20 protein-coding genes and 1 pseudogene are annotated in these 23,528 nt (G+C 71.4%); 13 read left to right on the top strand and 8 right to left on the bottom strand.

What is annotated here, in order from left to right:
• The first annotated feature begins 35 nt into the window (after positions 1-35).
• Complete coding sequence (locus IF78_RS0116135) at positions 36-851, top strand: serine hydrolase domain-containing protein (protein ID WP_031476266.1); 816 nt, start codon at positions 36-38, stop codon at positions 849-851.
• Here IF78_RS0116135 and IF78_RS0116130 read toward each other — a convergent pair.
• The gene (locus IF78_RS0116130) at positions 823-3,063 is read right to left on the bottom strand and encodes an MMPL family transporter (RefSeq protein ID WP_051827917.1); all 2,241 of its coding nucleotides are present in this window, start codon (positions 3,061-3,063) and stop codon (positions 823-825) included. The genes IF78_RS0116135 and IF78_RS0116130 overlap by 29 nt on opposite strands.
• 90 nt (positions 3,064-3,153) lie before the next feature.
• Positions 3,154-3,807, bottom strand: coding sequence for a pirin family protein (locus IF78_RS0116125; protein WP_031476262.1), 654 nt, complete (start codon positions 3,805-3,807; stop codon positions 3,154-3,156).
• 291 nt (positions 3,808-4,098) lie between these two features.
• On the opposite strand from IF78_RS0116125, the gene fasR reads away from it, so the two are divergent.
• The 5 genes from fasR (at position 4,099) to fabF (ending at position 9,060) form a co-directional block, all read left to right on the top strand.
• Positions 4,099-5,304 (top strand): fatty acid biosynthesis transcriptional regulator FasR, encoded by a 1,206-nt coding sequence (gene fasR, locus IF78_RS0116120; protein WP_031476260.1) that lies wholly within the window; start codon positions 4,099-4,101, stop codon positions 5,302-5,304.
• An 89-nt stretch (positions 5,305-5,393) separates the two neighbouring features.
• Complete coding sequence (locus IF78_RS0116115; RefSeq protein WP_031476258.1) at positions 5,394-6,305, top strand: ACP S-malonyltransferase; 912 nt, start codon at positions 5,394-5,396, stop codon at positions 6,303-6,305.
• 15 nt (positions 6,306-6,320) lie between these two features.
• On the top strand, positions 6,321-7,352 hold the full coding sequence (locus IF78_RS0116110; RefSeq protein ID WP_031476256.1) for a ketoacyl-ACP synthase III: 1,032 nt from the start codon (positions 6,321-6,323) through the stop codon (positions 7,350-7,352).
• 102 nt (positions 7,353-7,454) lie between these two features.
• Positions 7,455-7,703: an acyl carrier protein gene (locus tag IF78_RS0116105; protein ID WP_004001566.1), complete on the top strand. Its 249-nt coding sequence runs from the start codon at positions 7,455-7,457 to the stop codon at positions 7,701-7,703.
• An 85-nt stretch (positions 7,704-7,788) separates the two neighbouring features.
• A complete protein-coding gene (gene fabF, locus IF78_RS0116100; RefSeq protein ID WP_031476254.1) occupies positions 7,789-9,060 on the top strand; it encodes a beta-ketoacyl-ACP synthase II in 1,272 nt (423 codons plus the stop codon).
• 66 nt (positions 9,061-9,126) lie between these two features.
• Here the strand turns inward: fabF and IF78_RS0116095 are convergent, their stop codons facing one another.
• The gene (locus tag IF78_RS0116095) at positions 9,127-9,621 is read right to left on the bottom strand and encodes a DUF3145 domain-containing protein (RefSeq protein ID WP_031476253.1); all 495 of its coding nucleotides are present in this window, start codon (positions 9,619-9,621) and stop codon (positions 9,127-9,129) included.
• A 254-nt stretch (positions 9,622-9,875) separates the two neighbouring features.
• On the opposite strand from IF78_RS0116095, the gene IF78_RS0116090 reads away from it, so the two are divergent.
• Both IF78_RS0116090 and IF78_RS0116085 read left to right on the top strand, forming a co-directional pair.
• Positions 9,876-10,763 (top strand): SGNH/GDSL hydrolase family protein, encoded by an 888-nt coding sequence (locus IF78_RS0116090; protein ID WP_031476251.1) that lies wholly within the window; start codon positions 9,876-9,878, stop codon positions 10,761-10,763.
• A 10-nt stretch (positions 10,764-10,773) separates the two neighbouring features.
• Positions 10,774-11,751, top strand: coding sequence for an aldose epimerase family protein (locus tag IF78_RS0116085; RefSeq protein WP_031476249.1), 978 nt, complete (start codon positions 10,774-10,776; stop codon positions 11,749-11,751).
• Between the two features lie 109 nt (positions 11,752-11,860).
• Here IF78_RS0116085 and IF78_RS0116080 read toward each other — a convergent pair whose 3' ends face one another.
• Entirely contained in the window at positions 11,861-14,305 is a 2,445-nt protein-coding gene (locus tag IF78_RS0116080) for a beta-glucosidase H (RefSeq protein WP_031476247.1), read from the bottom strand.
• Between the two features lie 70 nt (positions 14,306-14,375).
• On the opposite strand from IF78_RS0116080, the pseudogene IF78_RS0116075 reads away from it, so the two are divergent.
• Positions 14,376-14,678, top strand: a pseudogene (locus tag IF78_RS0116075) (TetR family transcriptional regulator C-terminal domain-containing protein); the annotation flags it as partial.
• Here IF78_RS0116075 and IF78_RS0116070 read toward each other — a convergent pair.
• Positions 14,650-15,051: a RidA family protein gene (locus IF78_RS0116070; RefSeq protein WP_031476243.1), complete on the bottom strand. Its 402-nt coding sequence runs from the start codon at positions 15,049-15,051 to the stop codon at positions 14,650-14,652. The pseudogene IF78_RS0116075 and the gene IF78_RS0116070 overlap by 29 nt on opposite strands.
• A 49-nt stretch (positions 15,052-15,100) precedes the next feature.
• On the opposite strand from IF78_RS0116070, the gene IF78_RS0116065 reads away from it, so the two are divergent.
• Both IF78_RS0116065 and IF78_RS0116060 read left to right on the top strand, forming a co-directional pair.
• The gene (locus IF78_RS0116065) at positions 15,101-16,033 is read left to right on the top strand and encodes a LysR family transcriptional regulator (RefSeq protein WP_078662475.1); all 933 of its coding nucleotides are present in this window, start codon (positions 15,101-15,103) and stop codon (positions 16,031-16,033) included.
• Positions 16,034-16,107: 74 nt separating this feature from the next.
• Positions 16,108-17,364 (top strand): pyroglutamyl-peptidase I, encoded by a 1,257-nt coding sequence (locus IF78_RS0116060; RefSeq protein ID WP_031476239.1) that lies wholly within the window; start codon positions 16,108-16,110, stop codon positions 17,362-17,364.
• Here the strand turns inward: IF78_RS0116060 and IF78_RS0116055 are convergent.
• Both IF78_RS0116055 and IF78_RS0116050 read right to left on the bottom strand, forming a co-directional pair.
• Positions 17,354-18,148: an EI24 domain-containing protein gene (locus IF78_RS0116055; RefSeq protein WP_031476237.1), complete on the bottom strand. Its 795-nt coding sequence runs from the start codon at positions 18,146-18,148 to the stop codon at positions 17,354-17,356. The two genes, IF78_RS0116060 and IF78_RS0116055, sit on opposite strands and share 11 nt — an antisense overlap.
• A 70-nt stretch (positions 18,149-18,218) precedes the next feature.
• Positions 18,219-19,082, bottom strand: a complete 864-nt coding sequence (locus tag IF78_RS0116050; RefSeq protein WP_031476235.1) for a hypothetical protein — start codon at positions 19,080-19,082, stop codon at positions 18,219-18,221.
• Positions 19,083-19,265: 183 nt separating this feature from the next.
• Here IF78_RS0116050 and IF78_RS0116045 point away from each other — a divergent pair, with 183 nt between their 5' ends.
• Together IF78_RS0116045 and IF78_RS0116040 are read left to right on the top strand one after the other, a co-directional pair.
• Complete coding sequence (locus IF78_RS0116045; protein WP_031476233.1) at positions 19,266-21,836, top strand: M14 family zinc carboxypeptidase; 2,571 nt, start codon at positions 19,266-19,268, stop codon at positions 21,834-21,836.
• Positions 21,833-22,984, top strand: a complete 1,152-nt coding sequence (locus IF78_RS0116040; RefSeq protein WP_031476231.1) for an EstA family serine hydrolase — start codon at positions 21,833-21,835, stop codon at positions 22,982-22,984. Before IF78_RS0116045 ends, IF78_RS0116040 begins: the two co-directional genes overlap by 4 nt.
• Positions 22,985-23,058: 74 nt before the next feature.
• On the opposite strand, the gene IF78_RS0116035 is transcribed toward IF78_RS0116040, so the two are convergent.
• The gene (locus IF78_RS0116035) at positions 23,059-23,478 is read right to left on the bottom strand and encodes an organic hydroperoxide resistance protein (protein WP_031476229.1); all 420 of its coding nucleotides are present in this window, start codon (positions 23,476-23,478) and stop codon (positions 23,059-23,061) included.
• Positions 23,479-23,528 lie beyond the last annotated feature (50 nt).

Here is a 23,528-nt window from a genome sequence, read left to right as displayed (position 1 = left end):
GCAGCCGTACCTGTGAGCGGCTTAGGCTCACAGGCATGTCCTTGCAGAGCCTCGCACTGATCGAGAACTGGCCGGTGCCCACCGCCGCCGCGGGTGTCGTACGGGCCGACGGCACGGTCCCGGGTACGCACGGTCCCGTCGGACACCGCTTCCCCCTCGCCTCGGTCACCAAGCCGCTGGCCGCCTACGCCGTCCTCGTCGCCTACGAGGAGGGCGCGGTCGAGCTCGACGAGCCGGCCGGGCCACAGGGGTCGACGGTACGGCACCTGCTGGCGCACACCTCGGGGCTGGCCTTCGACGAGCACCGGGTGACGGCCCCGCCCGGCGAGCGGCGGCTGTACTCCAACGCCGGGTTCGAGCAGCTCGGGGATCACATCGCCAAGGCGACGGACATCCCGTTCGCGGAGTATCTGCGGCAGGCGGTGCTGGAACCGCTGGGCATGACGGCCACGTCCCTGGAGGGCTCCCCGGCGAAGGACGGCGTGTCGACGGTCGAGGATCTGCTGCGGTTCGCGGCGGAGGTGCAGGCGCCCAGGCTGCTGGATCCGCGTACGGTCGCCGAGGCGATGACCGTGCAGTACCCGGGGACGAAGGGCGTACTGCCGGGGTACGGGCACCAGAACCCCAACGACTGGGGGCTCGGCTTCGAGATCCGGAACGGCAAGTCCCCGCACTGGACGGGCTCCTCGTCCTCGCCGCGCACCTTCGGGCACTTCGGGCAGTCGGGTACGTTCCTGTGGATCGACCCGGAGGCGGGCGTGGCCTGCGTGGCGCTGACGGACAGGGCGTTCGGGCCCTGGGCGGTCGAGGTGTGGCCGGCGTTCACGGACGCGGTGCTCGCCGGGCTGTAGCCGGGTCCGTGGCCTTGGCTGTGCGGGCCTCGCCCTCCCCCTCGGTGTCGATGTGCGGCAGGACCCGGTCCAGCCACCGGGGCGTCCACCAGGCGTGCCGGCCCAGCAGTGTCATCACGGCGGGCACCATGAGCAGCCGGACCACGGTGGCGTCGATGAGCACACTGACGGCGAGGCCCAGCCCCAGCATCTTGACCACGATGTTGTCGCTGACGATGAAGGCCGCGAAGACGCTCACCATGATCAGCGCTGCGCAGGTGATCACGCGCGCGGTGATCTCCAGGGCGTGGGCGACGGAGTCCTTGGCGTCCCCGGTGCGCAGCCAGGCCTCGTGCACCCGGGACAGCAGGAAGATCTCGTAGTCCATGCTGAGCCCGAAGATGATGGCGAACATCATCATCGGCACATAGCTCTCGATGGGCACCTTGCCGTTGACGCCCAGCGCGGGCCCGCCCCAGCCCCACTGGAAGACGGCGACGACCACACCGTACGAGGCCGTGATCGACAGGACGTTGAGGACGGCCGCCTTCACCGCGACCAGCAGACCGCGGAAGACCGCGAGGATGATCAGGAAGGCCAGGGCGACCACGACACAGATGATCAGCGGCAGCCGGCTCGCGACGATGTCGCGGAAGTCGACCTGGGCGGCCGTCGTGCCGGTGACGTATCCCTTGGCGTCGGTGCCGGAGACCGCCCCGGGGAGAGTGTCGTCGACGAGCCGGTTGGTGAGGTCGGTGGTGTCCGCGTTCTGCGGGGACTCGGCCGAGTACACGGTGCCGACCAGGACGTCGCCGTCCTGCGTGGGCGTCAGGGGGCTGACGAAGGAGGTCCCGGACTCGTCGTTGAGCGCCTGCTGGGCCTTCGAGGCGAGGTCCGAGCGCTGCGCGTCCGGTACGGAGGTCTGGTCGATGACGATGGTGAGCGGGCCGTTGGAGCCGGGGCCGAACGCGTCGGTCATCAGGTCGTAGGCCCGCCGGTCGGTGAAGGACGTGGGGTCGGCGCCGTCGCCGATGTGGCCGAGCTGGATCGAGAGGACGGGGATGGCCAGCACCGCGATGGTGACCAGGCCGGCGGTCAGGAAGCGCAGCGGACGGTGCTCCACGCGCTTGGCGTAGCGGTGCCAGGTGCCCTCGGAGACGTCCCCCTCGGGGTCCGTCTCGGCGATGGGCTTGCGCAGGTGGTAGCGGTCGACGTTGCGGCCGATGAGCCCCAGCAGGGCGGGGACCAGGGTCAGCGCGCCGAGGACCGCCGAGACGACCGTGACGGCCGCGGCGACGCCGAGTTTCCCGATGAAGCTCACGCCGGACACCCACAGGCCCATGAGGGCGACGATCACCGTCGTACCGGACACGAGGACCGCGCGTCCGCTGGTGGCGGCGGCGTGCCCGGCGGCGCGCACCGGGTCGGCGCCGTCCATGAGGCCCTGCCGGTGCCGGGTGATCAGGAAGAGGGCGTAGTCGATGCCGACGCCGAGGCCGATCATCGTGGCCAGCGTGGGCGAGACCGTGGCGAAGGTGAACGCGATGGCGAGCAGGCCGAGGCAGGCCAGCCCGCCGACCACCCCGATCAGTGCGGTGACCAGCGGCAGCCCGGCGGCGATCACACTGCCGAAGCCGATCAGCAGGACGACGACGGCCACCGCGAACCCGATCAGCTCGCTCACCCGGTCGTCGGCCTCGGGCCGCGCCAGCTCGCCGAGCGATCCGCCGTACTCGACCTCGGCGCCGGCCGCTCTTAGCGGCTGTACTGCGTCGTCGACCCCGTCGAGGTAGGTGTCGCCGAGCAGGGAGGGCTGCTCGGCGAAGCGGATGGTGATGTAGCCGGTCCTGCCGTCGGAGGACACCGGCCCGACCTTCGAGGAGGTGGCGTCCAGCGGGTTCTGCACGGACAGGACGTGCGGCAGTTTCTGCAGGTCGGCGACGGTGGCCGACAGCTGTGAGCCGAGCGAGGACAGGGACTTGTCGGCGTCGTGCAGGACGATCTGGCTGCTGTAGCCGCCGGCCTGCGGATCGTGCCGCTTCAGGACGTCCAGGCCCTCCTGGGACTGCACGTCGGAGAGGGCGAAGTCGTCCGAGTACTCACCGCCGTGGAGGTGGTTCAGCGCCTGCAGCCCACCCAGCGCCACGACCCAGGCGACGATCACGATCACGAAGTGGTGGGCGCACCACTCGCCGAGTCGTCGCAGCCCCCCGGTGCCCTTGCGTCTGGCCATGCTCTCGGCTCTTCTCTGCCGAGCGGGTGTCCGACCTCTCCATTGGACGCCACGTGGACCACTCCGGCACCTCGGGCCCCAGCCGCCGGGCTACCCGGCCATCTCCCACACCAGCAGCTCCGCCCCGCTCACCCCCACCGCCTCCACGTCCTTGGCGTCCGTGATGCGCACCGCGTCACCGGCGCCCAACTCCTCGCCCCCCAGGCTCACTTCGCCGCGCACGACATGCACGTACACATACGCCGCGTCCGGCACCGCCGTCCGCTCCCCCGCCGCCAACCGCCGCACGTGGAGCATCGCGCCCGCCTCCGGGACGGCGTACGGCGTCGAGTCCGCGATGCCGTGGACGATCTCGTACGACGGGTCGCCGCCCGGCGTCAGCGGGGCCAGCCACGTCTGGATGAAGGTCAGGGGCGTGTCGGCGTCGTTGCGCTCGACGTGCCGTACGCCGCCCGCCGAGCTCAGCCGCTGTACGTCCCCGGGGCGGACCCGCGTCTCGTGGCCCGTGGAGTCCCGGTGGGTCAGCTCCCCCTCGACCACCCACGTGACGATCTCGGTGTGGCTGTGCGGGTGCTCGTCGAAGCCGGCGCCGGGGCCGAGCCGCTCCTCGTTGCACGCGATCATCGCCCCGAAGCGGAGGTTGCCCGGGTCGTAGTGCGGCCCGAAGGAGAAGGCATGGCGTGACTCGATACCCGCTGCCGAATCCCCTCCGGGATAGCGCTCCGCGGCGCGCCGTACATCCATCACGGCCACCACGGTAGCCCCGCCGGCCAGCCCACAACGACGCCGGGCAAGTGCCCACACCACCGCCGGGCGAGTGCCCACCAACCGCACTGGTCCGACGACACCGGCCGCGAGGGAGCCGTAGGGGCGCGTCGGTGTCGAGACGGCGAACGCGCGGAGGCCCGAAGGGTCGAGCACGATCGCCGTCTCGACACCGACATGTGGCGCCCCGGAGGCGACCGAGCCATCAACGAGGCACATCACAACCCCCTCCGGCACGCGCACCCGTCCCGATAAGGCAGTCTTGTCCCCGTGCCCGAACCCGAAGCCCGTAAGTCCCCAGCCTCCGTGCACGGCGTCCACTCGCACTCGGCGACCCTGAAGCGACTCGAGAAGTCCTCCGGTTCGCTCGCCGCGCAGGCCATCGCGCGGATGGACGAGACGCTGCCGTGGTACCGGGCCATGCCCCCGGAGAACCGTTCCTGGATCGGTCTCGTCGCGCAGGCCGGTATCGCCGCGTTCACCGAGTGGTTCCGGCATCCCGACGCACCCCAGGCGATCTCCACCGACGTCTTCGGCACGGCGCCCCGCGAGCTGACCCGAGCCATCACCCTCCGCCAGACCGTGGAGATGGTGCGCACGACCATCGAGGTCATGGAGTCCGCCATCGACGAGGTGGCGGCGCCCGGTGACGAGAGCGTGCTGCGGGAGGCACTGCTCGTGTACGCCCGGGAGATCGCCTTCGCCACCGCCCAGGTCTACGCCCAGGCCGCCGAGGCACGCGGTGCCTGGGACGCCCGCCTGGAGTCGCTCGTCGTCAACGCCGTGCTCAGCGGCGAGGCCGACGAGGGCGCCGTGTCGCGGGCCGCCGCGCTGGGGTGGAACTCGCCCGAGCATGTGTGTGTGGTGCTCGGGACCGCGCCCGACGGGGACAGCGAGCTGACCGTCGAGGCCATCCGGCGGGCCGCCCGGCACGCCAAGCTCCAGGTGCTCACCGGGGTGCTCGGGGACCGGCTCGTCGTCATCGCGGGCGGCAGCGACAATCCGATCGCGGTCGCGAAGTCGCTGATCGGGCCGTATGCCGCCGGGCCGGTCGTGGCCGGGCCCGTGGTACCCGATCTGCTGGCCGCCACGCGGTCCGCGCAGGCCGCCGCCGCCGGGCTGAAGGCCTGTTCCGCCTGGCAGGACGCCCCGCGGCCGGTGCTCGCGGACGACCTGCTTCCGGAACGTGCCATCGCGGGTGATCCGAGCGCGCGCGAACAGCTGGTGGAGGAGATCTACAGACCACTGGAGGAGGCCGGGTCGGCTCTGCTGGAGACGCTCTCGGTCTATCTCGAACAGGCGAGCAGCCTGGAGGGCGCGGCGCGGATGCTCTTCGTGCATCCCAACACCGTGCGCTACCGGCTTCGACGTGTGACTGACGTCACCGGCTGGTCGCCGTCCGATGTACGCTCCGCGTTCACTCTGCGGATCGCGCTGATCCTGGGGCGTCTGGTCGACGGCGATCTCCAGCTCTAGGGTTTTGTCGGGGGCCCACAAAACCCCCTCGTGTTCTTCGTCCTTGTCCCCACGGGCGGCTGCGGCCGTCCCCAAGAGAGAGTGTGAGAGTGCTCGTACTCGTCGCTCCCGGCCAGGGCGCCCAGACGCCCGGCTTCCTGACCCCCTGGCTCGAACTGCCCGGTGCCGCCGACCGCCTCGGTGCCTGGTCGGACGCCATCGGACTGGACCTCGCCCACTACGGCACGCAGGCCGACGCGGACGCCATCCGGGACACCGCCGTGGCGCAGCCGCTGCTCGTCGCGGCCGGCATCCTGTCCGCCGCGGCACTGGGTGACATCTCCCCTTCCGCGGTCGCCGGCCACAGCGTCGGTGAGATCACCGCGGCCGCCTACGCGGGCGTCCTGGACGACACCGCCGCGCTGACCCTCGTACGCAAGCGGGGCCTGGCCATGGCCGAGGCCGCCGCGATCACCGAGACCGGCATGTCGGCGCTGCTCGGCGGCGACCCCGAGGTGAGCGTCGCGCACCTGGAGAAGCTCGGTCTGACCCCGGCGAACATCAACGGCGCCGGCCAGATCGTGGCCGCGGGCACGATGGAGCAGCTCGCCGCGCTGAACGAGGACAAGCCCGAGGGCGTGCGCAAGGTCGTCCCGCTGAAGGTGGCCGGCGCGTTCCACACGCACCACATGGGCCCCGCGGTCGACAAGCTCGCCGAGGCCGCCAAGGAGCTCACGCCCGCCGACCCGAAGCTGACCTACGTCTCCAACAAGGACGGCCAGGCGGTCGCCACCGGTGCCGAGGTGCTGGAACGTCTCGTCGGGCAGGTCGCCAACCCGGTCCGCTGGGACCTGTGCATGGAGACCTTCAAGGAGCTCGGCGTCACGGCCCTGATCGAGGTGTGCCCGGGCGGCACGCTGACCGGACTGGCCAAGCGCGCGCTGCCGGGTGTCAAGACCCTGGCGCTCAAGACCCCCGACGACCTGGACGCTGCTCGCGAGCTCATCGCAGAGCACGCCTGACAAGGAGCCCGGAGCATGGCGAAGCTGAAGCCCAGCAAGGGCGCCCCGTACGCGCGCATCCTCGGCGTCGGCGGGTACCGCCCGACGCGGGTGGTGCCCAACGAGGTGATCCTGGAGAAGATCGACTCGTCCGACGAGTGGATCCGTTCGCGCTCCGGCATCGAGACGCGGCACTGGGCGAACGACGAGGAGACCGTCGCCGCGATGTCGATCGAGGCGTCCGGCAAGGCGATCGCCGACGCCGGGATCTCCGCCGAGCAGATCGGCGGCGTGATCGTCTCGACCGTGTCGAACTTCCGGCAGACCCCGGCCGTCGCCACCGAGATCGCCGACAAGCTCGGCACGAACAAGGCCGCCGCCTTCGACATCTCGGCCGGCTGCGCGGGCTTCGGCTACGGCCTCACCCTCGCCAAGGGCATGATCGTCGAGGGCTCCGCGGAGTACGTCCTCGTCATCGGCGTGGAGCGGCTCAGCGACCTCACCGACCTGGAGGACCGGGCGACGGCCTTCCTGTTCGGCGACGGCGCCGGCGCGGTCGTCGTGGGCCCGTCCCAGGAGCCGCACATCGGCCCGACCGTGTGGGGCTCCGAGGGCGACAAGTCCGAGACGATCAAGCAGACGGTGCCGTGGGACCAGTACCGGATCGGCGATGTCGCCAAGCTCCCGCTGGACAGCGAGGGCAACGTCAAGTTCCCTGCGATCACGCAGGAGGGCCAGGCGGTGTTCCGCTGGGCCGTGTTCGAGATGGCGAAGGTCGCCCAGCAGGCGCTGGACGCGGCCGGAATCACCCCGGACGACCTGGACGTCTTCATTCCGCACCAGGCCAACGAGCGGATCATCGACTCGATGGTGAAGACTCTCAAGCTGCCGGAGCACGTCACGGTCGCCCGCGACGTGCGCACCACCGGCAACACCTCGGCCGCCTCGATCCCGCTCGCGATGGAGCGGCTCCTGGCGACCGGCGAGGCGAAGAGCGGCGACACCGCGCTTGTCATCGGATTCGGGGCGGGTCTCGTATACGCCGCCACGGTCGTTACTCTCCCCTAGGCACTCCGTGCCGGATCATGCGAACCGGCACGGGAAAAAGCACCACCTGCCGCTGCCGCGGCGGGCGCCAAACCCTCTGAACAACTACGAAGGAGCGCCAACATGGCCGCCACTCAGGAAGAGATCGTCGCCGGTCTCGCCGACATCGTGAACGAGATCGCCGGCATCCCGGTTGAGGACGTCCAGCTGGACAAGTCCTTCACCGACGACCTGGACGTCGACTCGCTGTCCATGGTCGAGGTCGTCGTCGCCGCCGAGGAGCGCTTCGACGTCAAGATCCCGGACGAGGACGTCAAGAACCTCAAGACGGTCGGCGACGCGACCGACTACATCCTCAAGCACCAGGGCTGATCCACCGATCCGGCCCCAGGGCTGAACTGCCCCGCCACCCGGCGGTGGCGCCGCTGAATCCCCATTCCTTGGAGAAAGAATTCCCGTGAGCTCGACCAATCGCACCGTGGTCGTCACCGGTATCGGCGCAACCACACCGCTGGGTGGCGACGCAGCCTCTACCTGGGAGGGCCTGGTCGCCGGACGTTCCGGCGTCAAGCCCCTGGAGCAGGAGTGGGCCGCCGAGCAGGCGGTCCGTATCGCCGCGCCGGTCGCCGTGGAGCCGACCGAGGTCATCCCGCGGCCGCAGGCCCGCCGCCTGGACCGCTCGGCGCAGTTCGCGCTGATCGCCGCGCAGGAGGCCTGGAAGGACGCCGGCTTCGAGGCGAAGGCCGGCGAGGACTCAAGCGTCGACCCCGACCGCCTCGGTGCGGTCATCGCCTCCGGCATCGGTGGCGTGACGACGCTGCTCGACCAGTACGACGTGCTGAAGGAGAAGGGCGTCCGCCGCGTCTCCCCGCACACCGTCCCCATGCTGATGCCGAACAGCCCCTCCGCCAACGTGGGTCTGGCCGTGGGCGCCCGTGCGGGTGTGCACACGCCGGTCTCCGCGTGCGCGTCGGGTGCCGAGGCCATCGGCTACGCCATCGAGATGATCCGTACCGGCCGTGCGGACATCGTCGTCGCGGGCGGCACGGAGGCGGCGATCCATCCGCTGCCGATCGCCGCGTTCGGCAACATGATGGCGATGTCCAAGAACAACGACGACCCGCAGGGCGCGTCGCGTCCCTACGACGTCGCCCGTGACGGCTTCGTCCTCGGCGAGGGCGCCGGCGTGATCGTCCTGGAGTCCGCCGAGCACGCCGCGAAGCGCGGGGCGCGGGTGTACGCCGAGGCGGTCGGGCAGGGCATCTCCGCCGACAGCCACGACATCGTGCAGCCGGAGCCGGAGGGCCGCGGCATCAGCCACGCCCTGCAGAACCTGCTGGAGCGGACCGATCTGGACCCGGCGGAGATCGTGCACGTCAACGCGCACGCCACGTCGACGCCGGCCGGTGACATCGCCGAGTTGAAGGCGCTGCGGAAGGTGTTCGGTGACGATGCCGACCACATGGCCGTGTCGGCCACCAAGTCGATGACGGGTCATCTGCTGGGTGGTGCCGGTGGTGTCGAGACGGTCGCGACCGTGCTCGCGCTGTACCACCGGGTGGCTCCGCCGACCATCAACATCGAGAACCTGGACCCGGAGGCGGAGGCGAATGCCGACGTCGTCCGTGGTGAGGCTCGGAAGCTGCCCGTCGAGGGCCGGATCGCCGCGCTGAACGACTCGTTCGGGTTCGGTGGGCACAACGTGGTGCTGGCGTTCAGGACCGTCTGAGCGGCATCCGTACGTACGTGAAGGGCCCCCACCTCGAAAGGTGGGGGCCCTTCACGTGTCCCGGCTTCACACCACTTGGTGCAACCAGCGCACCGGCGCTCCCTCACCCGCGTACCTGAACGGCTCCAACTCGTCGTCCCACGGCTTGCCCAGGAGCTTGGCGATCTCCGCCTCCAGGTCCGTCTCGTCGCGCTGGGAGCGGGCGAGCGCCGCGCGCAGGCGGTCCTCCGGGATCAGGATGTCGCCGTGGATGCCGGTGACCGCGTGGAAGATGCCCAGGTCGGGGGTGCAGCTGTAGCGCTCGCCCTCGGCGGTGGGGCAGGGCTCGGCCGTGACCTCGAAGCGCAGCAGGTGCCAGCCGCGCAGCGCCGACGCCAGCTTGGAGGCCGTGCCGGCCTCGCCCTGCCAGCTGAACTCCGAGCGCCAGGTGCCGGGTGCGGCAGGCTGCCGGATCCAGTCGAGGTTGACGCGTGTGCCGAGCACGCCGGCGACGGCCCACTCGACGTGCGGGCACAGCGCGCGCGGCGCGGAGTGCACGTACAGAACTCCACGTGTCGTCACCGGTACCTCCGGGCAGAGCGGACATTGTGCGAACTGGCGGACGATCGTGGCCGGGCAGCCACGTTGATGGCGAGGCTACCGTGCGGCGGCGCAAGGAGTGTGACGTACCGTCGGTCCCGGTGCCGCCAAACGTCCGCCATTCACCCGGCAGGACGCTTGTACGGGTGTGAGCCGTTGCATCAGCCGGGTGGGAACCCTCGTGCGTTGTCATCGGTTGGAAACCATGACGGGGACGACGAGGGGATGGACCAGGGATGCGGAAGCGCCGGCACCTTGCGCGCGCTGTCTTCGCCGCCGTGACCGCGGGGGCAGTGCTGGGCGTCGCCGGCTGTGACGCCGTCGGCGGCAACTCCCCGGCCCCGACCGGCACCGAGGCGCACAGCGCGCGCCCATCGCCGACGCCGGCCTGGGACCGCAGCCCCGCCTCGATCGCGGCCGTGGGCGACTCCATCACGACCGGCTTCGACGCCTGCACGGTCCTGTCGGACTGTCCGGAGGTGTCGTGGGCGACCGGCAGCAGTCCCAAGGTCGACAGTCTGGCCGTACGGCTGCTGGGGGCGCAGAAGGCGGCCACCCGGAGCTGGAACTACGCCGTGACCGGGGCGCGGATGGCCGACCTGGCCGGGCAGATGGCGCGGGCGGTGACGCGCGAGCCGGAGCTGGTGGCGGTGATGGCGGGGGCGAACGACGCCTGCCGGGAGACGACCGACGCGATGACGTCGGTGGCCGACTTCCGGACCCAGTTCGAGGACGCCATGAGCACCCTGCGGGACGCCCTGCCGAAGACGCAGGTGTATGTGGCGAGCGTGCCGAATCTGATGCGGCTGTGGGAGCAGGGCCGTACGAACCCGATGAGCAAGCAGGTGTGGGGGCTCGGCATCTGCCCGTCGATGCTGAGCGACCCCGACTCCCTCACCACGGCGTCGAACCGGCGGCGCGAGACGGTGCAGGCGCGGGTCGAGGCGTACAACAAGGTGTTGAAGGACGTCTGCGAGAAGGACCGCGGGTGTCGTTTCGATGACGGCGCGGTGTACGACTTCCGGTTCGGTACCGAGCAACTGAGCCAGTGGGACTGGTTCCACCCGAGTGTGAACGGTCAGGCGCGGTTGGCCGAGATCGCCTACCGGACCGTCACGAACTAGTGTTTCGCTCATGAGCGAACACTTCGGCACACTTTCCGACGGCACGCCGGTCCACCGCTGGACGCTGGAGCGCGCGGGCGTGCGGGTGCGGGTGCTGTCGTACGGCGGGATCGTGCAGTCGCTGGAGGTGCCGGACCGGGACGGGCGTACGGCGAACGTGGTCCTGGGGTTCGCCGACCTGGACGGTTATCTGTCCCACCCGGGGCCCTACTTCGGCGCCCTGATCGGGCGGTACGCCAACCGGATCGCGGGCGGCCGCTTCGCGCTGGACGGCCTGACGTACGCGCTGGAGCCCAACAATCCGCCCAACTCGCTGCACGGCGGCGAGCACGGCTTCGACAAGCGGGTGTGGGAGGGGACGCCGGTCGAGCACGGGGTGCGCCTGAGCCGGGTCAGTCCGCATGGCGAGGAGGGTTTCCCCGGGCGGCTGGAGGTCTCGGCGACCTACACGCTGTCGTCCGACGGCGCGCTGCGCATCGTGTACGAGGCGGTGACGGACGCGCCGACCGTGGTGAACCTGACCAACCACGGCTACTTCAACCTCGCCGGATCCGGGTCCGGGAACGCGGGCGGACACGAACTGCGGCTGGCCGCCTCCCGGTTCACGCCCGTCGACGCGGATCTGATTCCGACCGGCGCCCTGGACGAGGTCGCGGGCACCCGCTTCGACTTCCTTCAGCCGCGCAAGGTGGGCGCCGGGTACGACCACAACTTCGTGCTCGACAAGGGGGTGACGGAGAGCGCGGAGGAGGTCGCCGAGCTCTACGACCCGTCGACCGGGCGGGCGCTGACGGTTTCGACCACCGAGCCCGGCCTCCAGCTCTACACCGCGGACCATCTGACCGAGCCCTACGCCCCGGGTGACGGGATCGCGCTGGAGACCCAGCACTTCCCCGACTCCCCGAACCGGCCGGACTTCCCGAGCACGGTGCTGCGACCGGGTGAGGTGTTCCGTTCGGAGACGGTGTACGGCTTCTCGGTGCGCTGATCCGCCGCACATCCGCCCCTGAGAGCCTGTGAACGCTCTCCGACACCACGAGCCCCGGTCCGGGCGTCAGGACCCGGACCGGGGCTGTTCCTGGGGTACTTCTCCCGGGTCAGACGTTAATCGTCACGGCCAGTCGGCGGTCGGCGATCGAGCGCCCGACCTGGATCTCGTACGAACCCTTCACAAACTTCCACGAATTGGTCTTCTCGTCCCACGTCTCGAAGGCGCGGCGCGGAAGCTCGACCATCGCCTCGCCGGTCTCCCCCGGGCCCGCCTCCACCCCTGCGAACCCGGCGAGCCACCGCGCCGGACGCTCGGTGTCGGCGTCGGTCTCCACCGGCGCGAGGTAGACCTGCACGACCTCGCGCCCCGCGCGCTCGCCGGAGTTGCGGACGCGGACCGTGACCGTGGTGCCCTCGGCCTCGGCGGACTCGTAGGTCCAGGCGGTGTAGCCGAGGCCGTGCCCGAAGGAGTACGAAGGGGCTCGGCCCGCCTTCTCCCAGGCGCGGTAGCCGATGAAGACGTCCTCGGTGTAAGGGAGTTCGCCGTCGGACGGGACGACCTGGCGGACCGGGGCGTCGGCCAGGGAGCCCCATGTGGTGGGCAGCCGGCCGCCCGGCTCGTGCGCGCCGGTGAGGACGTCGGCCAGGGCCGCGCCGCCCTCCTGGCCGGGGAACCAGCTCAGCAGCACGGCGGCGACGTCCGCGCGCCAGGGCAGCTCCACCGGGGAGCCGGAGTTGACCACCACGACGGTGCGGGGGTTGGCGGCGGCGACGGCGCGGACCAGGTCGTCCTGGCGGCCGGGCAGCGTCAGGTCCTGGCGGTCGAAGCCCTCCGACTCGACGCGCTCGGTGGTGGCGACCACGACGACGGCCGTGTCGGCGCCGCGGGCGGCCTCGACCGCCTCGGCGATCAGTTCGTCGGGATCGCGCTGCGGCTCCTGGTGGGAGAGCGTGAAGCTGACGACCTTCATCGGAACGTCCTCGGCGAACTCGACGACATGCGTCAGGGAGACCTCGACCGGTTCGCCGGCGGTGAGTTCGGGCCGGGCGCGCGGGACGGGGGCGCCGAAGAAGGTGATGAAGGGGTCGTCCTTGGCGGGGCGCTGTACGTCGTCGTAGTACGTCGTGCCGTCGATGGTGAGCCTGAACGCGCCGATGCCCTTGATGCCGAAGGTGTGCGGTCCGGTGTCACGCGGGGTGAACGTGCCGGTCAGCTCGACGGTGTGGAGGGCCTCGTGGGTGACGCCCTCGGGGAGGTCGGCACCCATCCACTGGATGTGCCCGTTGGGGGCCGACCCCCTGCCGATGACGTTCCCCGCCGCGTCCCGGCACACGGCACGCAGCTCGAAGCCCTGGTCGGCTACGCCGAGTTCGGTGTTCGGGTCGGCGCCGACGGCGTAGGTGAGGGCGCCCTCGGGGAGGGCGGCGGTGAGGCCGTCGAGCGGGGAGACGATCCGGTCGGGGAAGACGGTCGCGGAGCCGCCGCCGAGGACGCGGGCGTCGCGGGCGGCGGCGCCGATGAGCGCGACCGTGCCGCCCGGCGGCAGCGGGAGGGCGCCGCCCTCGTTGCGGACCAGGACGAAGGAGCGGCGGGCGATCTCGCGGGCCAGTTGGCCGCCGTCGACGGGTTCGGGGAGGTCGGTGACGACCGGCTCGGCGCCGTCCAGGATGCCGACGCGGGCGGCGAGCCGCAGGACGTTGCGTACGGCGTCGTCGACCCTGGCCTCGGCCACACGCCCGTCGCGTACGGCCCGGGCGAGGGGCTCGCCGTAGACGGTCCGGGGGCCCGGCATGGCGACGTCGAGGCCGCCCTCGATGGCGGCGACGGTGTCGCGGGCGGCCATCCAGTCGGAGACGTTGTAGCCGTCGAAGCCCCACTCACCGCGTAGGACCTCGTTCACGAGGTAGTGGTGCTCGGTCATCGTCGTGCCGTTGACCGTGTTGTAGGCGGTCATGATGCCCCAGGGATGGGCGTTCTCGACGATGATCTCGAAGGGTGCCAAGTACAGCTCGCGCAGGGCTCGTTCGCTCACGGTGTTGTTGACCGTGAAGCGCTCGGTCTCGGCGTCGTTGGCGACGAAGTGCTTGACGGTGGTGCCGACGCCGCCGGCCTGGACGCCGTTCACATACCCCGCGCCGATCGTCCCCGTGAGGTACGGGTCCTCGCTGTACGCCTCGAAGTGGCGCCCGCCGAGCGGGGAGCGGTGGAGGTTGACGGTCGGGGCGAGGAGCACATGGACGCCCTTGCGGCGGGCCTCCTGGGCGAGCAGCACCCCTGCCCTGCGGGCGAGTCCGGGGTCCCAGGTGGCGGCGAGGGCGGTGGGTGAGGGCAGCGCGACGGACGGGTCGTCGGCTGTCCAGCGCACGCCCCGGACGCCGATCGGACCGTCGGACATGACAAGGGACTGCAGGCCGATCTCGGGGAGCGCGGGCAGGGTCCACATGTCCTGGCCGGAGAGCAGCCGCGCCTTCGCATCGAGATCGAGCCGGGCGAGCGCGGCCTCGACGACCGCCTCGCGAGCTGCGTCGGCCTGGGTGCGGGTTCCCGCCATCGCGGTGCCTCCTCGTTGAGTCACTTACACGTCTCAATCCTTCCTAGGCCGCTGGGAAGGACTCGAAACCGCCATGCGGTCCGCCATCATCCAGACCTTTTGGGCACTGCTCGGCGAGAGTGTGACGGAGGGGCATCCGGCGCGCGAGTACTTCACCGAGCGCTACACGCGCGTGCGGGCCGGCATGGCCGAGGTGCTGCGCGCCGAGTACGGCGACCGACTGCCGAACGGGCTCACGCCCGAACGCACCGCTCCCCTCCTGGTGGCCGTGATGGACGGACTCCAGTACCAGTGGCTATTGGACCCCGAGTCGGTGGACATGCCGGGCGCGTTCCGGGACTTCCTCAGCCTGCTGGGCGAGAACCCGGCCTGACGGCCGCGACGACCTCGACCTCCAGGAGCGCCTCCGGCCGGAACAGCCTCGGAACCTCGAAGGTCATGCTGGTGGGCGGGATGCCGGTGAGGAACTGCCGGCGTACGGTGCCGTATTCCTCCAGGGTGCCGATGTCGGTGAGGCAGGTGCGGACGTTGATGACGTCCGCGAGGGTGGCCCCGTGGGCCTTGAGCAGGGCGGTGATCGTCTCGAAGATGCCGCGGGTCTGCTCGGCGACGGTGGCGCCCTCGGCGATCTGCCCGGACAGGAACAACAGGGCGCTGCCGTCGGCGTGTTCGACGCGGGCGACCTGGGAGTAGTACGGGCTGAGGGGCTGGGGCGCGGAGGCGGGGCTGTCGAGGGTGATCTGCATGCCTTCGACGCTAGGTCCGCACTTGAGATGCGACAAGCGAATGTCCAGCATGAACACCATGCCGAATCAGCATGGGTTTCCCGAGGTGTCCACCGTGTGGTTGCGGGCGTTCCTGGAGGTCGCCCGCCACGGCTCGTTCACGGTCGCCGCGCGAACCCTCGGGTGGACCCAGTCGGCCGTGTCCCGTCAGATCGCTTCCCTGGAGGGGGCGTTGGGCGGGACACCGCTCTTCGACCGGCTGCCACGTGGGGTGCGGCTCACCGAGGCGGGGCGGGTCCTCGTACCGTATGCCGAGGCCGTCGCGGCGTCGCTGCACGGGGCTGTGCGGGAGCTGGGTGCCGTGCGTGAAGTGGCCGGAGGGCGGCTGCGTTTCGGGGCCTTCGCCACGGCTGACGCAGGGCTCGTACCGGCGGCGCTGGCCGCCTTCCGTGCCCGCAACCCTCTCGTCCGCGTGACCCGCGAGGAAGGCTTCACGCCGGCGCTGCTGGAACGCCTGACCGCCGGGCACCTCGACCTCGCCGTCGTCTCGACCACGGGCCGCGCCCCTCTGGAGGCGTATGAACTCCACCACCTCCTCGACGAGTCCCTGTACGTCGCCGTCCCCATGACCCACCCCCTCGCCCGCCACGAAGGCCCCATACGGCTCGGCCGGCTCGCCGACGCCGACTGGGTCTCCGGCAGCTCCCGCCCCGAGGGCACCCTCCTCGACGCGGCCCTGCGGCAGGGCTTCCGGCCGCGTGTCGCGCATGTCGTCGGTGAGTGGACCGCCAAGCAGGGGTACGTCGCCGCCGGCCTCGGGGTGGCGCTGGTCCCCGCGTTGGCCGCGGCTTCCGTACGTCCCGATGTCCGTCTGGTGCCGGTGCTGGACGAGGGCGGCCCGGCGAGGGCCGTGTACGCGGCGACGGTACGCGGGCGCTCGCCGGCACCAGCGGTGGAGCCCTTCATCGGAGTGCTGCGGGAAGTGGCCGCCACGTCCCGCTGATCTACCCATGCCCCTGCTGTCACGCCATACTGCCGAGCACGCTCCCCCACGGCGACGGAAGGAACCTGACCGCCTTGAATTCCATACGTGTTCGGATCGGCGTACTCGGACTCGCGCTGCTGGCAGGGCTCGCGGCGGCTCCCACGACTGCGAGCGGTGCAGAGGCGGCCGTCCTCCCGCCGACCGTCGAGGAACAGCGCCTCGACAAGGCGGTTCCCCAGGAGATATTGCGCCGGTCGGGATTCGACTCCGCGGCACAGGAGTTCGCGCGTGATCTCGAGGCGGCTCGCTCCTACGCGCAGGCCCACCGCATCGTCGTACGCGAGGGATCGGCACTGTGGCGGCGAGCCGTCGACCGTGCGCAGGGGCGAGGTCCGGCCGGCGGTGATCTGAGCCGGGACGACGACCGGCCCCTGTACTGGGCGCGGTTGTCGATGACGCGCGATGTGCGGACCTGGGAGCCGGAGTTCGGGCTGAACGACACGCAACGGGCCGCGCTGCTGGACGTGCTGGAGCGGACGTCGCGCGGGCAGACCGACATCCGGTATCCGCATGGCGGGCTCAAGCGGGTGCTGCTCACCGGGTTCGACCCCTTCACCCTCGACCGCGACATCCGTATCTCCAACCCGTCCGGGGCGACCGCACTCGCCCTCGACGGCACGGTGATCGAGACGGCGGACGGGCCGGCGCGGGTGGAGACGGCCGTGTTCCCGGTGCGCTGGCAGGACTTCGCGGAGGGGACGGTGGAGCGGACGCTGCGGCCGTATCTGAGGAAGGTCGACCTCTTCACGACCGTGAGCCAGGGGCGGGTCGGCAAGTTCGACATCGAGCGGACCAACGGGGCCTGGCGGGGCGGCTTCCCGGACAACGAGAACCTCTCCCGCACCGAGACCGTCCCGGTCACCGACCCGGCCTCGCAGCCGCAGTGGACGACGACCACCCTGCCGTACAAGGCGATCGTCGCCGCGAACACCGGCCGGTTCCCCGTGTACGACAACACGAGCGTGACCGAGATCCCGGCAGGCGGCACGGAGGCCGTGGTCCGGCCGGACGGGCCGACGGAAGGGTCCACCGCGCGGGCCGGAGGCGGCGGGAACTACCTGTCCAACGAGATCGCCTACCGGGCGACGCTGCTGCGGGACCGGCTCGGACTGCACGACTCGCTGCCGGGCGGGCATGTGCACACGCCGGTGCTGCAGTTCGGGGCGGGGAACACGGACCCGGCGACGGGGTCGGTGACCGACCCCGAGTTCGTGCGGAACCGGCTGGACATCATCGCCCAGGTCCGGACGATCCTGAAGGTGGCGGCGGACAGCCCGGTCACCACCTGACGGGCTCTCCGTCGGGCGCGGGCGCCGCTTCCTCCTGGGTCTCCTCCCCCATCAGCTCCCGCACCATCAGGGTCGCCCCCGCGACCGCGCCCGGCATCAGGAACACCGCGACGAACGGGACCAGGAAGGCCGCGGCGAGGGGCGTGCCGAAGCCCCAGACCAGGGTCTTGCGGGAGCGGAGCATCGCCAGGCGGTCGCGGAGTTCGACGCGGCGGCGCTGCAGGGCGACCGCCGTGAGTTCCTCAGTGAGGAAGAAGCCGGTGACGACGACGCCGATCACCGGTACGACCGTCTGGCCGACGACCGGGATGAAGCCGAGGGCGAAGAGCAGCACGCCCCAGATCGCGGCACGCACCACGATCCGCAGGCTGTCGCGGCCCGAGATCCACAGCTCGTGCCAGAGCGGCAGGCCGGACTCGGGAGCCGTGCCGTCGGGGGAGACGTCCCGGTCGACCTTCTCGGAGAGGTTCTCGTAGAAGGGCTGGCCGATCAGGAGCGTGACCGCGGTGAACGTGACCACGGAGAGGAGGAGGCCGAGGGCGAACAGGACGGCGGTGAGGAAGCCGCGGAAGAGCCCCTGCCAGGGGCTCGACCAGTCGTCGGCGAACGGCGTCGACCAGGACACGAAGTCCTGGCCCCAGAGCGCGAGCGCGACCAGTGCGGCCGCGTAGAGCACCAGGGTGACCAGGCCCGGGATCAGCCCGAAGCCGTACTGCTTGCCGTGCCGGGCCACCCATCGCTGGCCCTTGAGGAGATATCTGAAACCGGCACCAAGATCGCGCATGCAGGGAACTCTAGTCGCGGCTTGTCACACGACAGTCACGGCCGTTTCGAGGCCCGGTCACCACGGCCGCTCACGCGGGCGTCACCGTCACCACGACCCCCCGCTCCGCCGCCGGACTCACCGCCGCCGACACCCGTACCGCCACCGCCCGTGCCACCCGTCCCGCCTGCGACGCCCCGGCGAGCAGCAGCGGCTGTATCCGTTCCAGGCCGGCCACCAGCAGCTCCTCCCCGGCGATCAGCACCGGACGCGCCGCCTTCGTGGTCGCCGCCGCTGCCTCCGTGAGGTCGGCGAGCGGCGGGAGGGTGGCCCGGACGACGTTCGTGCCGGCGGCGGCCGCGCGTTCCGCCAGGGCCACCTGGAGCGGCATCAGCGGGGCCAGCGCGGCCGTCAACGCGTCGGCGATGCGGCGCAGTTCCGGGGACGACTCGTGCAGGACCTCCGCCGCGGAGCGCAGCAGCGGGGTCAGGGCGAGCAGCGCGCCCGCCGCCAGGCCGGCCGTGGCCGGCAGCAGGGGCGAGGTCGCCTCGACCAGTTCGCCCAGTGCCGCCGCGAACTCCTCGACCGCCGGCTCCACCGCGTCCAGCACCGGCAGCAGGCTGTCGCCGAGCGCCGTCAGCAGGGCCTGCGCCGGTTCGCTCACCGGGTGGACCGCGAGGGGCGCCCCGCTGGTGCCGAGGCGGGTGAGGGTCTCGACGATGCGGTAGAAGGCCTCCTGGGCCTGCGGTGACGCGCTCGCCTCGGCCAGTTCGGCGGTGGTCTGCCGCAGTACGCGCAGGACCTCGGCGCCCGAACCGTCTCTGGGGTCGAAGGTGTTGATCGCGATACGGGTGATGTTCCCGGCCGTGTCCAGGAGTTGGCCGGTGATGTCGGTCGTGCTGCGTGCCATGCGGAGTACGTCGTCCCTGCTGGGGAGCGTGGGGATCGTGGCCATGGGGCTCTCCTCGCGTCCTGCCGCCGCCGGTGCCGGTGCCAGTTCCGCTCACAGCATGCCCTCTCCGGACCGCCCGGCATGGGCCGTCCGGGGCATCCGTGCCACCAACTCCCTCTTGTTGCCGTTGAGTCGAACAGGTACACCTCGCCGTACCGATCTTTGGAAGTTCCGGAGGAGGTACGCGTGCGCACCACGAGAACCGTTCCTGCGAGACCCGTTCCCACGAGGCCCGTTCTGTTCACCGCCCTCGCCCTCACCACGGCCGGCTCCCTGCTCCTCACCCCGCAGAGCGCCGTCGCGGCCCCCGAACCCCCGCACCGCGAGGCCGCGCTCGACCGGCAGGCGGCGCGGACGCCCGCGAGCGCCGCCCAGCGGGCCCTGACCACGACCGAGACCGTCTCCGAGGCGGTCTCCGACGACAGCCGGGGCTATCCCCGCCGTCAGGTCCTCACCCCCGACCCCGAGAACCCGGCCGACAAGTCGATCAAGCTCGGCCTCACCCCGTACCACGCCATCGCGCCGAAGCTGAACTCCCTCCAGGCCCTCGGCGACCGGGTGAGCGTCGAGGTCGCGGGCCGCTCGGCCGGCGGGCACCGGCTCTACCTCGTCACCGTCACCGCCCCGGAGACCGCCCGGCAGGCCCGCGCCCAGGCGCGGATGCGGGAGCTCATCGAGAGCGCGCCGGCCCTCGCGGCCAAGTCCCCCGAGGTCAGGAAGACGTACAAGACGCCCGTCTTCGTCAACAACAACATCCACGGCAACGAGTGGGAGGGCACCGACGCCTCCCTGGAGCTCATCGAGCGCCTCGCCACCGCGAAGGACGGCAAGACACGGGACCTTCTCGCCCACAGCCGCCTCTACTTCAACATCACGGCCAACCCGGACGGCCGTGTCGCGGGCACCCGCGCGAACGCGAACGGCTTCGACATGAACCGGGACTTCGTCACCGCCTCGCAGCCCGAGGTGCGGGCGATGCGGCAGATCATGGTCGACAAGCAGCCGGCCGTCATGCTCGACGTGCACGGCTACGTCAACGGCACGCTCATCGAGCCCACCACTCCCCCGCACGGCGAGAACTACGAGTACGACCTGTTCCTGAAGAACACCTACGCCAACGCCCTCGGCATGGAGGCCGCCGTCAACGGCCTCGGCTACACGCCTCAGAAGGACGGCGTGCAGCCCGCGCAGATCCCGTTCCGGGATCAGGAGGAGGGCTGGGACGACTGGCCGCCCATCTTCACCCCGCAGTACGCGGCCTTCCACGGCACGGTCGCCGCGCACACGGTGGAGATCCCGATGCGGGTGAACAACGCCGACTACAACGCCCTGCCGGTCACCGAGTTGCGCCGCAGGTCCGCCATCAACGTCGATGTCGCCGGAGCCGCCCTGCGCGCCACCCTCGACTTCGTCCAGGCGAGGCGGACCTCGCTGGTCGCCGACCAGATCGAGGTCTTCCGGCGGGGAGCGGCGGGCGCCGCGCAGGTGCCGGTGTCCGAGGAGACCGTCCCGGGCGTCCCCGGCATCGGCCCCGAGGACGTGTACACGACCAGCTTCCCCCGCGCGTACGTCATCTCCTCCGGGGGCCCTGCCACCGCCCGCCTCGTCGACCATCTCCTCGCCAATGACATACGCGTCACCCGAGCCGCACACGCCTTCCGGCTCGGCGGCCGGACGTACGCGAAGGGCTCCTACGTCGTCGACATGCGCCAGCCCAAGCGCGGCCTGGCGAACGCGCTCCTCGCGGACGGGCGGGACATCAGCGACAAGGTCTCGGTGATGTACGACATCTCGGGCTGGAGCCTGGGCCGGCTGTGGGGCGCGTCCGTCGGGACGCTGCCGGGTCTGCCGTACGGCGTGCTGCGCCCCGTCCGTGCGGCGGCCCCCGTCGCGTACGTCGCCCCGCGCGGCGACCTGCGGCTGCGGCTCGACGACCCGAACGAGATCGCCGCCCTCAACTTCCTGCTGCGCAGGGGCGTCGAGGCCCGCCGCGCCACCGACGGCAGCGCGATCGTGCCGGGCTCCGCCCGCCGCCAGGTGGCGGAGGCGGCCCGCACCTACGACGTCGCCTTCCAGGCCACGAAGCTCACCGGCACCACCCCGCTGCACCGCACCCGCGTAGCCGCCGCCGTCACGCCGGGTGAGCTGCTGGCGCTGCGGGAGATGAACTTCGAGGTCACGCCGGTCTCGACGGGTGTGCTGAACGCCGGGTTCGACTGGTCGTCGGTGGACGTGCTGTTCGTGTCGACGGGACTCGACCACGACGAGCTGAACCCCGCCGCCCGTACGGCGCTCGACGCCTTCCTCGCCGGACACGGCCTGGTCGGCCGGGGTGCCACCGGTGCCGCGCTCGGCTCGGCCACCGGGCTGCTGGCCGCGAAGGCGGTCGAGGGAAACGGGGACGCCAACGGTGTGGTGCGGGTCGTGAACTCGCGCGGCGCGCTGATGTCGGGCGCCCCGGACCACGGCTTCGTGTACGCGCCCGTGTGGTTCACGGACCTCGGCCCGCAGGTCCGGGTGGAGCAGTCGTACGCGACCGGAAACCCGCTGGTCTCCGGGCACTGGCGGGCGTCGGAGGACGGCTTGGGCGGCCCCGCGGACGCGGCGGGCCAGGCCTCGGTGATCAGCGGCCCGCGCGCGGTGCTCTTCGGCACCGAACCACTCTTCCGGGACCACCCCAAGGGGGAGTTCGCGCAGGTGGGGCGGGCATTGTTCACCATGGCACCCGCAACCGGCCCAGATGAGGAGAGCGGATGACGCAAGAGATCCACGGCACCGTCGCGGACGGCTTCGAGCCGGTCCGCGAGGAGTTCGCCGCGTTCGTGGGACGGGAACTGCCCGACTACGAGGGTCAGTTGTGCGCCTACGTGCACGGCCGCAGGGTCGTCGACCTGTGGACCGGTGACGGCTGCGCGGCCGACTCCCTCTACGGCGTGTTCTCCTCCACCAAGGGCGCCGCTCACCTCGTGGTCGCGCTCCTCGTGCAGGAGGGCACGCTGGAGCTCGACCGCAAAGTGACCTACTACTGGCCGGAGTTCGGGGCCGAGGGCAAGGGCGGGCTGACGCTGCGCGATCTGCTCGCCCACCGAGCGGGGCTGGTCGGCCTCGACGCCGGGTTCACCAAGGAGGAGCTGGCCGACGACCAGGCCATCGCCGAACGGCTCGCGGACCAGCGGCCGTTCTGGCGCCCCGGCACGGCCTTCGGCTACCACGCCCTCGTCATCGGCGCGCTCACCGGCGAGGTCGTACGGCGGGCCACGGGCCGCACGCTCCAGGAGATCTACGAGGAGCGGGTCCGCGCGCCGTACGGCCTCGACTTCCACCTCGGACTGCCCGAGGAACTGGAGCCCCGCTACCGCTCCGTGCAGCCGATGGCCCCCACGCCGGAGCAGCAGGCCGTACTGGACTCGGTGCCGACGGGTCCGCACACCCTGGCGTCGATCGCGTTCAACACGCACGTGCCGGATCCGGGCCGGCTGGTGGACCACGCCAACTCCCGTACTGTGCGCGCCAAGGGGCCCGCGTCGGCGGGCGGGGTCGCGGCGGCGCGCGGGCTGGCCGGCATGTACGCGGCGGCGATCAGCGAGGTGGACGACCGGCCGCCACTCCTGAAGCCCGACACCATCGCCGAGGTCGGCCAGATCCACTCGACCGGCTACGACCTGGTGGCCCGTACGCACAAATCGTTCGGCCTCGGCTTCCAGGCGGTCGCCGACACCTGGTACCCGTTCCTGGGCGCGGGGGCCTTCGGCCACAGCGGGGCGGGGGGTTCGCAGGCGTTCGCGGATCCCCGCAGCGGGGTCGCCTACGGCTACGTTCGGCGGCGTTGTGCCTTTCCTGGCGGGGCGGCGCCGGAGAATGAGCGGTTGGTGAGGGCGGTTCACTCGGCGGCGCTGGCCGTCTGAGACACCGTGCGCGCAGGACAGAGGCCGCACCCCACGTCCAGGGGTGCGGCCTCCGCCATGTGCAACGAACGGCGTCAGACCAGCGTCACGCTGATGTTGCCGCGCGTCGCCTTCGAGTAAGGGCAGACCTGGTGGGCCTTCTCAAGAAGGTCCCGGGCGGTCTCGGCGTCGACGTTCGGGATGTGTGCCGAGATCTCGACGATGATCCCGAACCCGTCCTCGTTCCTGCCGATGCCGACCTTCGCGGTGACGGTCGCGCCAGAGACATCGGCCTGTTCCTGGCGGGCGACGACGCCCAGGGCGCCCTGGAAGCAGGCGCTGTAGCCGGCCGCGAACAGCTGCTCCGGGTTGGTACCGGCGCCGCTGCCGCCCATCTCCTTGGGCGGGTTGACGACGACGTCGAGCCTGCCGTCGTCCGTGGCGACCCGGCCGTCGCGGCCGTTCTCGGCGGTGGCGACGGCGGTGTAGAGGACGTCGGTCTGCTGGATGGACATGCGGTGTCTTCTCCTCCTCGGTCCGCCGCGACTCGCGCCCACGATCGACG

Origin of the sequence: Streptomyces bicolor, from assembly GCF_000719285.1 — a bacterium.
Classification (GTDB): Bacteria; Actinomycetota; Actinomycetes; order Streptomycetales; family Streptomycetaceae; genus Streptomyces; species Streptomyces bicolor.
The sequence above is the reverse complement of the archived record's forward strand: the minus strand, read 5'-3'. Positions and strand labels throughout refer to the sequence as shown.

What these genes read in the sequence shown, in the direction of transcription:
- IF78_RS0116125 (WP_031476262.1), bottom strand. Translation starts at nt 3,807, where the DNA reads ATGGATGTACGGCGCGCCGCGGAGCGCTATCCCGGAGGGGATTCGGCA.
- IF78_RS0116050 (WP_031476235.1), bottom strand. Translation starts at nt 19,082, where the DNA reads ATGGCCACGATCCCCACGCTCCCCAGCAGGGACGACGTACTCCGCATG.
- IF78_RS0116085 (WP_031476249.1), top strand. Translation starts at nt 10,774, where the DNA reads ATGAGCGAACACTTCGGCACACTTTCCGACGGCACGCCGGTCCACCGC.
- IF78_RS0116035 (WP_031476229.1), bottom strand. Translation starts at nt 23,478, where the DNA reads ATGTCCATCCAGCAGACCGACGTCCTCTACACCGCCGTCGCCACCGCC.
- IF78_RS0116040 (WP_031476231.1), top strand. Translation starts at nt 21,833, where the DNA reads ATGACGCAAGAGATCCACGGCACCGTCGCGGACGGCTTCGAGCCGGTC.
- IF78_RS0116055 (WP_031476237.1), bottom strand. Translation starts at nt 18,148, where the DNA reads ATGCGCGATCTTGGTGCCGGTTTCAGATATCTCCTCAAGGGCCAGCGA.
- IF78_RS0116110 (WP_031476256.1), top strand. Translation starts at nt 6,321, where the DNA reads ATGGCGAAGCTGAAGCCCAGCAAGGGCGCCCCGTACGCGCGCATCCTC.
- IF78_RS0116135 (WP_031476266.1), top strand. Translation starts at nt 36, where the DNA reads ATGTCCTTGCAGAGCCTCGCACTGATCGAGAACTGGCCGGTGCCCACC.
- IF78_RS0116130 (WP_051827917.1), bottom strand. Translation starts at nt 3,063, where the DNA reads ATGGCCAGACGCAAGGGCACCGGGGGGCTGCGACGACTCGGCGAGTGG.
- IF78_RS0116105 (WP_004001566.1), top strand. Translation starts at nt 7,455, where the DNA reads ATGGCCGCCACTCAGGAAGAGATCGTCGCCGGTCTCGCCGACATCGTG.
- IF78_RS0116090 (WP_031476251.1), top strand. Translation starts at nt 9,876, where the DNA reads ATGCGGAAGCGCCGGCACCTTGCGCGCGCTGTCTTCGCCGCCGTGACC.
- IF78_RS0116065 (WP_078662475.1), top strand. Translation starts at nt 15,101, where the DNA reads ATGAACACCATGCCGAATCAGCATGGGTTTCCCGAGGTGTCCACCGTG.
- IF78_RS0116070 (WP_031476243.1), bottom strand. Translation starts at nt 15,051, where the DNA reads ATGCAGATCACCCTCGACAGCCCCGCCTCCGCGCCCCAGCCCCTCAGC.
- IF78_RS0116080 (WP_031476247.1), bottom strand. Translation starts at nt 14,305, where the DNA reads ATGGCGGGAACCCGCACCCAGGCCGACGCAGCTCGCGAGGCGGTCGTC.